The 12,665-nt window shown below is 39.0% G+C and carries 10 protein-coding genes, 1 tRNA gene and 1 pseudogene; 5 read left to right on the forward strand and 7 right to left on the reverse strand.

Annotated elements, in window-relative coordinates; translation table 11 throughout:
* The first annotated feature begins 397 nt into the window (after positions 1–397).
* Together BM308_RS12210 and BM308_RS12215 are read left to right on the forward strand one after the other, a co-directional pair.
* A complete protein-coding gene (locus tag BM308_RS12210) occupies positions 398–1,129 on the forward strand; it encodes a dihydrofolate reductase family protein (protein ID WP_074945559.1) in 732 nt (243 codons plus the stop codon).
* Positions 1,130–1,241: 112 nt separating this feature from the next.
* Positions 1,242–1,331: transfer RNA gene (locus BM308_RS12215), tRNA-Ser, on the forward strand.
* Positions 1,332–1,437: 106 nt separating this feature from the next.
* Here BM308_RS12215 and BM308_RS12220 read toward each other — a convergent pair.
* The 7 genes from BM308_RS12220 to BM308_RS12250 all read right to left on the reverse strand — a co-directional run bounded on the left by BM308_RS12220 (position 1,438) and on the right by BM308_RS12250 (position 9,301).
* Positions 1,438–1,992, reverse strand: a complete 555-nt coding sequence (locus BM308_RS12220; protein ID WP_074945561.1) for a hypothetical protein — start codon at positions 1,990–1,992, stop codon at positions 1,438–1,440.
* 36 nt (positions 1,993–2,028) lie between these two features.
* Positions 2,029–2,415 carry a hypothetical protein gene (locus BM308_RS12225; RefSeq protein ID WP_074945563.1) on the reverse strand — a complete coding sequence of 129 codons (387 nt, stop codon included), beginning with the start codon at positions 2,413–2,415 and terminating at the stop codon, positions 2,029–2,031.
* Positions 2,416–2,426: 11 nt separating this feature from the next.
* Positions 2,427–3,056 (reverse strand): M949_RS01915 family surface polysaccharide biosynthesis protein, encoded by a 630-nt coding sequence (locus tag BM308_RS12230; protein ID WP_074945565.1) that lies wholly within the window; start codon positions 3,054–3,056, stop codon positions 2,427–2,429.
* A 26-nt stretch (positions 3,057–3,082) separates the two neighbouring features.
* A complete protein-coding gene (locus BM308_RS12235) occupies positions 3,083–3,967 on the reverse strand; it encodes a hypothetical protein (protein ID WP_074945567.1) in 885 nt (294 codons plus the stop codon).
* A gap of 21 nt (positions 3,968–3,988) precedes the next feature.
* Complete coding sequence (locus BM308_RS12240; RefSeq protein ID WP_074945569.1) at positions 3,989–4,843, reverse strand: hypothetical protein; 855 nt, start codon at positions 4,841–4,843, stop codon at positions 3,989–3,991.
* A gap of 41 nt (positions 4,844–4,884) precedes the next feature.
* Entirely contained in the window at positions 4,885–7,980 is a 3,096-nt protein-coding gene (locus BM308_RS12245; RefSeq protein ID WP_074945571.1) for a clostripain-related cysteine peptidase, read from the reverse strand.
* A 118-nt stretch (positions 7,981–8,098) separates the two neighbouring features.
* Positions 8,099–9,301, reverse strand: a complete 1,203-nt coding sequence (locus BM308_RS12250; protein ID WP_074945573.1) for a hypothetical protein — start codon at positions 9,299–9,301, stop codon at positions 8,099–8,101.
* Between the two features lie 770 nt (positions 9,302–10,071).
* On the opposite strand from BM308_RS12250, the gene BM308_RS12255 reads away from it, so the two are divergent.
* The 3 genes and pseudogenes from BM308_RS12255 to BM308_RS12265 form a co-directional block, all read left to right on the forward strand.
* A complete protein-coding gene (locus BM308_RS12255; RefSeq protein ID WP_074945575.1) occupies positions 10,072–11,130 on the forward strand; it encodes a TAXI family TRAP transporter solute-binding subunit in 1,059 nt (352 codons plus the stop codon).
* Positions 11,131–11,139: 9 nt separating this feature from the next.
* Positions 11,140–12,327 (forward strand): sodium/glutamate symporter, encoded by a 1,188-nt coding sequence (locus tag BM308_RS12260; protein ID WP_074945577.1) that lies wholly within the window; start codon positions 11,140–11,142, stop codon positions 12,325–12,327.
* A gap of 122 nt (positions 12,328–12,449) precedes the next feature.
* Positions 12,450–12,665, forward strand: a pseudogene (locus BM308_RS12265) (hypothetical protein); the annotation flags it as partial.

Consider the following 12,665-nt stretch of genomic DNA (forward strand, 5'->3'; position numbering starts at 1 on the left):
GAGACAAGGAGAGGTCGGAATTTAAAAGTATTTTGCAACAACGAAAATAAGGAGTTTTGTCTACAAATTCATTTAAGAGGTAAAAATGGAAAAGGAAAAATAATTTTACATGCTAGAATAAGTGATTAAAACATGCCTTATGATCCCATGTGGATTAATACCTTTTTACTCTATCAACATAGAGCAAATCCAGTTATATAATGACTGTATAAAAAGCATCATAGCCCCTATAATATGGGTAGACATATGTTTTTTTGTTTATATGAATATAAGACTGTTGTTAATTATAATAACTGTATTCATAATCTTCATGAAAGTCATCATCTGAGGACGTTTTCATGTTCTTTGTCCTTTCTTGTATAATCATATAAAAGATTGTCTTGTAGAGGTTTCTTAAATGGTTACTACTCCTTCCCAGCGTGTTATCTGTCTTATGGAAAGTTCTGTCGACGGACGTATTGATGAGTCCAGATGGTCTGTTCTATATAGTGAAAAAGGGGAAGGTGATCCGGATGTTTATTATGAAACCCAGAAGAAAATCAGGGCAGATGTTTTTGTATTAGGCGTAAATACAGTAAAAAGACATCACTGTTCAGATGAGTTTCACTCAGATACGCATACCAGGGTTGAGAATCCTGAACCCTTTCTTGGAATCCGCTCTCACAGCAAGATGACTGCTGTATTTGACTCTAAAGGCTCTGTTGCCTATAAAGACAACAATCTTGGTAATACCACTCTAATGGTGATACTAGGCGAGGATACCTGTTCTCAGGAATATCTTGATTATTTGAGAGAGCGCGAAATATCCTATACCTTTGCAGGAAAGGACGGTAATGATCTTCGCAGGGCGTTAAACAGTCTTTATTCTGATTTTGGCTTAAGAAAAGTCCTGTTAAGCGGTGGCGGTAAAATCAATGGTTCATTCTTAAAGCAGGGTCTTATTGATGAACTGTATCTGGTGATTTATCCTGGTGTTGATGGCCTTACCGGTGTAGGTTCAATCTTTGAGTACGAAGGTGGGCCAGAGGAAAAACCTGGACTAGGGAAGTCATTAGAACTTATATCCTGTGAAGTGGTTAGGGCAGGGGTAGTTAGACTTAGGTACAAGTTCCATTTTTATTCTTGTTAAGTCTATTATTCAATTTTATCTATTTAGCCTGTTTAACCGATATTTTTGATGATCTGATGAGGTTAGGCTCTTGCAAATTACAGATTTTTAAGTAAAATAACATCGTTCACATGGTGAGATGTCCGAGAGGCTGAAGGAGCACGCCTGGAAAGCGTGTATACGTTAACGCGTATCAGGGGTTCGAATCCCCTTCTCACCGCCACTGCACCTTAGGGTGCTTTTTTTATGCCTGTAATATCCCCTTTTTCTTGTCTGTTCCGTGTCGAAGTCCATTTTCCACGAACAGTTTGTAAATACTTCAATAACCGTTACTCATACTCAAATAAAACCTGAACATCATTCATTCTGCAAGGAACAAACTCAATTTTATTTTTCTTGCTGTCAGGATCCTCTATTACCTTTGATAGATGGTTTGACTGAAATACCTCATAGGCATCTCCATTAAAGTGAGGGTAACACTTTCCTCCGTGCTGATAATTCACTCTTATGATGACTGCACAATTACCGTCGTAATTTACGGAACGATTATAGTCGGAATAGTGTCCATTTTCGTTGTTTACAATAGGTACTCCGCCAAAATCATTCATGGAAAAACAACCCCATAAAACCGCAGGATATTCTGTCAGAACCTGAACATTTTTAATTTTATGTTTTTCTAAAATCTCCTTTGTGTTCAAGGTACATTTTGAGTAATTCTTGTTTCCCTCAAATACTGTTTCCTTAAAATCAGAAGCCTTGCAGGTTATAACAGTTCCTTTAATAAAAGGAACTCCTTTTACATCATTAAAATCATCGGCGGCATAACAACCTCCTGCCATTAGTCCAATAGCTATCAGTAAAAGTTCTTTGTTCCAAGGTCTCATACAAAGCTCCCGATTTTAAACTCATAAAAAATGCTACTACCACAGACCAAAAATTCTGTCGCCATAAGCGTAATCATGACACCAGTTTTCCATAGAATAAACATTTATGCATTTGATATCTGAGTAGTAGTTCTGACTTGCTTTCTTGAGGTTCTCATTTAGAAACATTTTTGCTTTAAACTTCTCATAAAGTTCATCCTTTGGAAGATTGCAGTTGTGAATAGCAAGATCTTTTGTAGCTATCATCATCGCAACTTTAGCTTCATCAAAAGTGAGCTTATTCTTTAGAGCAAATTCCTTAATGCCATTTTCTTCCTTACATTTGGCTGCATCGTAAGTACATTGTGTCTTATCTGCCACTGATGAAAAGGAAATGACCAGTAACGAAGATGCTGCCAGCAGTAATATTCTTTTTAAAAGCATCTTTAAACATCCTACTTATTTACATCTGCCAGTCTTTTAAAAAGTTTGATGCCATAATCCTTAAAACGTTTATCTGCACTGCTCATGGCCTGATCAAGTTTATAATCTCCTCCAAGATAGCCTCCGTCAACATAGATACGGTTTAAGCCTCTTATAGAATGTTTCTTTCCTCCAAGATACATGAAAACCTTTAATTCATCCGGACTTACATCTCCATGGCAGCCTTTGTAGTAGCCAATCCAGACTTCTTTTTTCCCATCACCGTCTAGATCAGTCAGCTGAGGAATTTCCTTACTGAATTCCAGTCGGGCAGATGTTGGACAGTCATGAATAAAATCATAGAGTTTAAATGTCAGTAAAGGTGGCATTGGACCTTCCTTGTAATTCCACACATAGATTTCCTTGTTCATGCAGATCTCTTCTGGGTATTTTGGATCTGGTCTGGTGTTGTAATAGCCTGACTCAGTGAGCAGCAGGGTATTCTTATCATTTGCCGTATCATAAGGGATCTTGTTTAAAACATTGCCTTTAGCTTCCTGATATCCCTGCAGAGGATGACTGTCATTGTCGTCATAGGCTGCATTTACTGAAGTACAACCCAAAAAGACGGATAAACTTATAACTGCAAATTCTGATTTCATACTAAATCTCCAATTAAAAGCTCTTCTTATCTTGAAAAGATCATCTGATAACCGTTTGGATAAACAAGGATCAGCTGATTTCCGTTTATAGTTACTTTGTTACTGCCGGATGCGCCCATTGACTGTCCTGAGGTCACTCTGTAATTAAAGACTCCTGTTGTAGGATCATACTGATATACACCGGTTTCTATGGTCATATTCTCATTAAGCGTACAGATATAATCATCAGCGTTAAAGACAAAACTAATAGTTCCCTGAGGGGATTGTGTTGACCATTTTCCAATAAGAGGATTCTGGACTGTCGCAGGCTGAGTTTGAACAGGTGTTTGTGTAGTAGACGGAGGTACCGTATTTGAGGAACTACAGCCCCAGCCGCGACACTCATTAGTATTTTGTTGAGGGGCAGGCTGATTTACATTCTGAGTCTGTGATGGCCATAGAGCCTGAGGATCCTGTTTTAATAAAACAGAGCCATCACTTAGTTTTAAATACTGGTCACCTACAATTTCATAAGATAGTGGGGCACGCTCTGAATTTGGGAAAATAAGGACAAGTGAGCTTTCTGAGATTTCATAGGTGCCCTTTACCACCTTGCCATTGCCTCTGATTTCAAAATAATTGTCATCAAAGGTTACGTCAACCTTGCCGGCTCCCTGTCCTGCGGACCAGGTTCCCTTAATTCTCTTTTTAGCATTCTCATTGGTTTGAGCCGGATATGCCTGCTGAGGAATATTCTGCTGTCCTCCAACAAAGGGATTGGCCTCCATCATTTTTAAAAGAGAATTATCATTTGTAAACAAGCCCTGAAGTGCTGTTGACTGATTGCTATTAGTATTCTCAGCTGCAATCGTACTTTCAAACACACAAAGACTTAAGACTGTGCAGGCAATAGCTATAGCTTTCATTTTCATATCCAAGAACCTCAATTAAGATTAGTAACTCTTCTGAAAATTCATCTGACCACCGTTCTGGAACTGGATAGTCATGGTATTTCCCTGAACAAAGATACGATTGGTTCCCTGTGAACCTGCTGCCTGTCCGGAGGTTATCCTGAAATTAAAGTTGCCTGAGGCAGGATCGTACTGATAGGTACCGGTTTCAATCTGCTGATTGTTGACAAAACATACGTACTGATTGTTTGAAAACTGGAAGGCAAACTCTCCCTGAGGCGTCATACTGCTCCAGCGTCCAGTCAGAGCGTTTGCTCCATAGCCGTTATTCTGAGGTGCAACATCATTTCCTCCCCATGAACCTCCCTGTGGAGCTCCGTTATTCTGTGGCATTCCGTTATTGGTGTTTCCGCCGCCCCAGCCACCAGAACTTTGGGGAGTAGACTGTTGAGGGTAGGTATTAGTGGAGTCATTCTGAACCTGAGAATTTCCCCAGCCTCCATTATTAGGATTATTCTGAGGCTGCTGCATATTGTGTCGGTGTAAAGTGATGTTATCCAGAATCAGTACATCACCATTAAGTTTCATGGTATAGCTTAAACTTTTGCCGTTCTGAAACTGCATGTTAAGCTGATTGCCATTGACCGTGTAATTACCATAAATCTGCTGATTGTTTAGTGCCAGACCAACCATGTTGTTCATAAATATCAGCATCATGGAGTCTTTGCCATTGGTTCCGAACCAGGAGCCCTGAAGGTCCTGCTCTATTCCGATTTTCTGAACATAGACAGATTGCGTATTATTCTGCGTATAAGCTAAAGAATTATCAGCTGCATTTGAACAGGTAACTGATAACAGTGATAAAGAAATTACCGCAACAAGAGTTTTCTTTTTCATAGTACAACCTCGTCAAACATAGTGAAAATCGGTTAAGCTTCCTACATCTTTTTAAAAGTTATAGGTGGCATGTTTTTAAAGAATAAAGTCAGGGTATTGTTATTAAATCTGAACCCCACGTTCTGTCTTTCTCCGTTTGGGAAAACAGCAGCAAAGTATTCAGGGCTAAGATTAAAAACAAAGGAGATATTTCCCTGTCCCTTGGTCTGCATGTATGCACTGAACTGCTTTGAATTATTTACTCTCTGAATTGTTAATGCCGCATTGCCGGTATCAGCGCCGCTTAAATAATTACCAATAAGATAGTCTCCCTCCGCTGAAGCTGAAACTGTTCTGTCAGTGTTGTTTTCTTTTTTGATGGCAGATGATGAATTAACCTTTGTTAAGAATGAAGCATGACCATCCCTTGTGATAAGAGTCATGTGGGTATTGTCTTTATCAATGTAATAACAGTACTCATCAAAAGGCATATTTAAAGCTTTGATAAGATTGTTGGTGACACTGAATGTTCCCTTTGCTTTTAATTTTTCCTTGTGACGATAAAGCTCTACCTCATTACCCTTAAAGGTCCACAGCTCGGTTGCAGATTGCCACTGACCCTGCAGATCCTGTGGATTGAGCTGTTCTAAAGGAATTAAAAGAGATCTTGTGCCATCTCCAAGTCCTACGAGATACCACTGTCTTTGAGGACCGGTTCCATCGAGGAAACAGAAATAGCCCTGAATAGTAGGACCCAGCATAGGGACCTTACTGTTTGAATGAGGCAGATGCAGAGTTAGCTGTGGAGTACCTGCCAGAATAAAGTTAATTCTTCCATGTCCAACCTGTTCTCCATTAGAATCTCTCATCTCAAAGATTGCTCTGGAGTTTCTGTCCTGCTTTAAAGATAAAATTCTAAAGTTCGGCAGGATATCGACTTCATCGGCAGTTGTTGCATACTGGAATAGGGCATAATCGCCAAAAAGACCGGTAAAGCCGTTTTTGAGTGTATTCTCAATTAAAGCCATTTGTGCTTTATCCTGTACGACTTTAACTGGTTTTGAAAGTGAAATGGCTGTTTTTCCACCAACACTCTGAGCGCGAAGCATCTCAACAATTGTAGAATTATTGTCAACCATGCCTAAGGTTAAAGCTAAAACACTGCCAAGCTTGAAAGGAGTTCCAAACTTATTGGTAATATTTCCCTTCTTATCCATAACACTTATAGCAGGTTTTAATATCCCGTCAGGTTTAAGAGCAATAGCTGTTCCGGAGAAATTACCATTACTGTCGGATATAACTTCAGCTCCGGTCAATAATCTTGTGCGGTTGTTAAACTTTAGCTTTACGAAAAGCTCCTGGCCATTTAAGGCAGGATCAAGATATTTGGCATAGCCAATTGAGATATTGTCATTAAAGGAATCTGTAGTTGAGGTATTCTGTATGGAGATATCTGCGGTTATCTGTCCATTGGTGATTACATATTTCTGAGCAGTAATCTCTCTCATAATGGAGGTAGTGCCATTGTTATAGTGAGGTGTGGTTTTTGAGAAGAACCCGTCTTTATCAGAAACATTCTTTTGCGAGTAATCTCTAACCAGTTGTTTAAAGTCGATTCTATATCCCTCTGCCACCTTCTCTAGCTGATAAAGATATGTCCATAAGACATTCTCTCCGGTTACATCAAAGCGAATAACGCTCTTATCAAAAGGTTTTATGGTATTGACTTCTGTTAGGTCAAAGTCGTATGCAGAGTCGCCAGATCTTCCTTTTTTTAGTTTTACATTGCCGATTTTTATATTTTCAATTCGTGGCTGTTTGTTGCCTTTAAACTCCTGTGCCTGATACAGATTGTCTAAAAAGTTGATAAAACCTGAATCCTTTGCGAATCTGGTTGTAAGATATCTCGTGTCAACAAATTCACGTCGCATTGGCAGATATACGGCAACACCTTCGAGCTCTCTAGCGTTTGGGGTGCTTTGTGTGGATAAAATCAGAGCATCTAAAGCTCCTCTAACCGCATTAAGATAGGATTTATCAATATTTGTAATCTTTCCAAGCTGGTTAAGCCAGTCGGGCAGGGAGACTGACCAGTAGGCTGGTTTTCCGTATAAGACGTCAGTTTCAATACTGTTAACGTGAGTTGCATAGCTTAATGACTGAGTTAAAGCATGATAATCACGCTCAACAAGTCCTAAAAGGTAACGGTTAAGACTTAAGATTGTATCCGTTACACTTTTTACTTTACTTAAATCATAGGCACTAAAGGCACACTCGAGTAAATGATTCTCCTCAAGATAACTCTTAGATGAGGTTACGATCTTATTAACCAGATCCTTTGTTGATATATCTTTATTGAAATAGGGCAGAACCTCAGCGTAGTTAATGCCGACGGCAGGCATTACAGGCGGGCTTGCAAAGGCATAGTCCGCAAGATCAGAGAGTTCATACAGAACATCCATCTGCCCCATAAGGCACATTTCAAAAATAATGGCATCAAATCGTTTTTTAGGAAGATAATTTACAGCTTCTCTGAGTGCAGAGGCAAACTCAGAGACCATCATATCTCCTTTGCCTTTTACTCCTTTACCGCCATCCAGATCCATAATCATGGATTTCCAACCGCCACCATGATTCCAGGGAATAAAGGCATATCTCTGAGCAGGATAGCGATTTGCGCACTCTTTTACAAAATGAACAAGGTTGGATGGATCACTCATATCAAGTTCTCCAAGCTCCATAATTACCTTTGATTCAAGCTGTTTAGGTAGAGCTACATTACCTGTTATAAGACCGCTGTAATCGATTTTTGAAGGAGATTTTTTAACTTCATACAGTTTCGTGTCTGTAAAATCTCCATAAAGACTGGTCTGACCTCTGGCTCTATCCATGAGCACGATTACATTGATATCATCGGTAATACCCTGTTCCATCTCCAGAAAATCATATAAAGCCATCTCCTCAAGATCATTGTCAGCGCACATATAGATCATGACGGTCCATTCTTTGTGACTGTCTGAGGCAAGACTGATTTTTGGAAACAAAAGAAAGATTAAAGAAAGGAGAGTTAAAAGACACAGTTTTATCAGGTTAGCAAGAATCTGATTGAAATCTCTGAAAGATAAAAGCTCAGTATTATTGGATTTTATTTCAAACATACCTAGACCTTTTTCTTTATGAACCAATCCAAGAGAGGAGCTTATAAAGCAAAACATTCCATATCATGCCGTCAGATTCATTTGAAATTACAATATGACTCTGACAGCAGAAAATGGGTTAGTAGTCTTTAGCACTGTTTGGCTTTAATTTCTCGTAGTTGTAAGGCATTGAGTGTCCTTCCTGTACGATGTGATATTTATTGTCCTGATCTCTGTATACATCGTAGCCGGTATTCACTTTAAAATGATTTCCCTCATGATCGGTATAATCATTTCTCTCATATATAACATCTGACATGGCTTCAGTCATCTGAGACTGATCTGCGGTTTTCTCCTGTTCTGTTGCCTTCTGTAGAGCTTCTTTTGCGGCCTGAGCAGAGGCTTGAGCTCTGCCGAGATCTGTGCCACGCATAACCGCAAGCGCCATTCTCATGCCAAAATGATCACACAGGTATCCCCACTGAGGCATGAACTGAGAGTTATTTACAACCATTCTGTACAGATCATAATTGGCATTGAATGCCTCAACAGTAGGAGCATAATAGGAAATGACCTGAGCCCTCCAGATTGTATTATCCTGAATAGAAGGCGGAAGCTGTCTTGTAACCTGTCTGCCGGTAAGTCTGGTTGAATAACCTGAGGTCGCTACAATATGCTCAGAGTACCTGTGAGCTCCATTTTTAAGAACCACAAGTTCCTGTGAAGCTCCTACACTTGCATCCACTCCACTGACAGTTCCATTGGCGTATACTCCTCTTGAATTCTGAACTATTGCGTTTACACCAAGCTGAGCCTGCTGTGTCATCTTTGGTTTAAGCATCTTTTTAAATAGAGCATCTTCTTTTGACATATTAACGGCTAAAGACTGCTGAGAGCTCATTCCCCAGGCCTGTAGAATCATTTTTATATACTCTTTAGGAGATTTATATGGCAGATTAAACATTCTCTTTGGAAAATTACAGCCCTGATTATTAATTGGTATATGTCCCATCTGTTTCGTTAATTTTGTAGTACTCCAGTGATATGCCTCAGGTGTGGTAAAGACAATCTCTGTTGCTCCGTCAGGGCTTATTAGACTTACGATACCAAGTGCAATTGATGCTGAACTGCAGCGCTGCCAGTCTGAGGTTACATTGATTCTCCATCCTTGAGGCAGAAAGACCTTCATAATAGGAACATTAACCTTTGGATCCATTGCATACTGATAGGAAAAGGAGTTTTGAATCACGGCATGCGAGGTTAACGGCACAAAGGTCGAAAACAGGACAGACAGAGCAATAAATGATTGTTTAAAAGATAATCTTACGAAGCTTTTTTTCATAACACACCTTCACAGGGACAATTCAGATGTCTAGTTTGAATTATAGGTTTTATGTTTTGACGCTGAGGAAAAAAACAGGATTTTGTCTAGATAATGAGAGCTCTATATCCTTTTATATAGATGAATGTTTACATGATCTGTATCTCATAATTTACAATTTCTTTAAAAAATTCTAAAATTCACCTACATTATAAAAAATGATATTCTATACTTTGTCATATGTTTTTGGGATTTTTATTGTATTTCAATACATAAAAATCAGACTAAAAACATACAGATACATAAATATTGCAAAAAAAAGAAAAAGTGTTAAGCAGAATATAGAAATAAGAAAAAAAGGTCTATTTTCAGCTTACATAATTCTGTCAACTATATTTAGGCAAAAAAAATAGGCTTTTCATAGCCTTACAAATTTTTTTTAGCTCAACTGTCGAAGATCCGGAAATATAGGATTTATCCTTTGGCTTTAAGAGCTCCTGTTCGGAGCTTTTTTATTTTTTTTCGTTTTCTGCTGATCCTCCATAATTATCAGTCTAAGTCACGTTTAGCATGATTTTTGTGTGATCTCAGATGATATCCATCAATTTGAAATTACCTATCTTTTGCAGGTTTTCTTATAATTTTTAAGGAGTTGTTGCTTTTTTGAGTATTTCCATTTTTCAGCGGAAATATTTATGAACTGAAATCTTCTGCTTTATAGTCTGTAGCGTTTAATGGTCCTCGAAAGGGGATTCTTCCTAAGCTGTAAAGCATTAGTCTGAGAGTATTACATGAAAAGAGTACTGACACTGCTTGTCTGTGGTTTGTTTCTTGCCGGCTGCTCTGAGGATAAAACCTTGAGGGTTGGTGTGGGAGCTCCTGACAGTGATTACTACAAATATACGGTTAAACTGAATGAAAAGCTTGAAAAGGCTGGTGCAGATTTCAGATTTAAGCCTGTTTATACTGCAGATTCAGCCTCTTCCATAAGACTTCTGAACAACGGTATTCTTGATCTTGCTCTGATAAATGCTTCGGCTCTGGATACAGCTCTTGCTGTGGTTACAAAAATCAATCCCGCCTATGTTGCAGGCAGTATCAATGAGAAGAATTATGATGTAATAAACGACGGCGATGAAGTGAATGTTTATAACTCAACAGTAGCCGGTGTTTATGATCAGACTCTTCACGTGCTTGTAAGAGAGGATGCTCCTTATGATGATATATCTGATCTTGCTGAGAAAACTATTGTGGTAGGTAGCTACGACTACGCCGCAAGGTCAGTTTCTTTTGGTCTTTTAAAAGACCATGGTATCAATCGTTCTGCCAGAAAACTTGTTGTAAAAACACCGCAGGAAGCAGTAGATTTCTTTAAGAATAAGGGGGCGGAAGCCTTATTCCTGTATGACAAAGTTCCATCTGACCATGTATCAGATCTCTGCAAGTCTATGAAGGTAAAGTTCCTTTCCATAAATCCTGACAGACTGGGAATCATAACCAAATACGAGAAATCACTTACTGCAACCACTATAGATGCTAATCAGTATACAGGTCAGAAGGAACCTGTTGGGGCAATCAACATCAATATTCTGCTTCAGGCTCACAATGGCGTTTCTGATAAAGTAATTGATGAACTCATGAAGGTAATGTTTGATCCTGAACTTACCTCAAATAACGCTGAAATAAAGGTTATAGACATTGGTAAATTAAGCTATGCCACCGTGCCTTCACTTAATCTGCTGTTCCATCCTAGGGCTGCCGATTTCTATGAAAAACAAGGCCTAACGGTTAAAGAGATAAAGAAAATTTCTCCTCTTTTTGATGTTCATATCGTTGCAGCTCAGGACTAAGGATAGAAAATGCTGGAAATTGTAAATCTTAATATGTATGAGACTGCAGGCTTAGCGGTGGTTGTCCTTTTTCTTGGAATGCACATCAAACGTATGGTGCCTCTGCTTGAGGAATACTGCATTCCGTCGCCTGTTGTCGGTGGTCTGATTATTGCTCTTGTCAACTTCTGCTTTTATCTCTATGGAATTGTATTTGTAACTAGTGAGTTTATAGAAAAGCTCTGTATGGTGCTGTTTTTTACTGCAGTTGGTTTTCAGATTGATTTAAGTCTGATAAAACGCAGTATATCAACCTTTGTGATTCTTTTATTTGGGGTTATTCTACTCATAGTTGCTCAGAATTGTCTGTGTCTTTCCCTTTCCTCCATATTTAACCTTGACCCGCTGACTACTTTTACTGTCGGTTCTATTTCCATGACAGGAGGTTCTGGTATTACTGAGGAGTTTGGTGATTTTCTTGAGGATTTAAGACTTGCAAATGGTCAGAATATGTCCTTTGGCATCTGTACTCTGGGTATTATTATCTCAGGTCTTATTGGAGGTCCTTTAGGTCGTCATCTCATCTTAAAGTATAAGTTAAAGCCTGCCTATGAGGAGATTTATGTAGAGAAGAATGCTGATAAGGATGCAAATCTTCCTTTTTCTGCCAAGCTTGCCAAAGCAACCTATCAGATGCTCTTTGTGGTTGGTCTGGGGGTTGCTCTATGTGATCTGTTCAGTATTGTCGGAGCGATGGTTCCTTATTACATAGGTACGATGCTGATTGCCATTATTCTGCGTAATTTAAGCATTAAAACCGGTCGCTATCATTTCTATACCAGTGAGCTTAACTATATCGGCGGTCTTGGGTTGTCATTATATCTGGCTATGGATTTTATGAGCCTTGCCATCTGGCAGCTGAGTTTTGTAAATCTGGTTCAGATTGCTGTCCTGCTTGCGCAGTTAATCCTTCTGCTGTTCTTTGCTTTCTTTATGGTCTACATCCTGACTGGAAGAGATTATGATGCAGCTGTACTGTCTGCAACTTCAATCGGTTTTGGTATTGGGGGGCCTTCAAGCTCGGTAGCAACTCTTATGGTGCTTACCGGTAAATTCGGATCGTCTTTCAAGTCCTATCTGATCTTTCCAATAGTTGGATTCATGCTGGCAGATCCGATAAACAGCATTATCCTAACTTTCTTTATAAAAATGCTCTGACAAAGGGCTGGAACGGCACTTATAATTATTTTAATGGTGTGGACCCACTGCTTGAGATACTGAGTAACAGAAAAATGCTATAGTATCAATGGGATAAACTAAACAACCAGAGGATCCACAAGATGATTATAAACAAAGTTGCACAGAATGTTGAAACTATTATTGCTGTTGATACTGCAAAAAATTCTTTCCAGGTACTGGTAGTCAATCAGAAGACGGGAAAAAAGAAAAATGTTAAGGTACAACGTTCAAAATTCGTTGATCATATTTTGAAACAGGGACCATGTTTAATTTTTATGGAATCCTGCTCAGCAAGTCAGTACTGGGCAAGACTGTTT

Source organism: Succinivibrio dextrinosolvens (assembly GCF_900116345.1).
GTDB classification, from domain to species: Bacteria; Pseudomonadota; Gammaproteobacteria; order Enterobacterales; family Succinivibrionaceae; genus Succinivibrio; species Succinivibrio dextrinosolvens_B.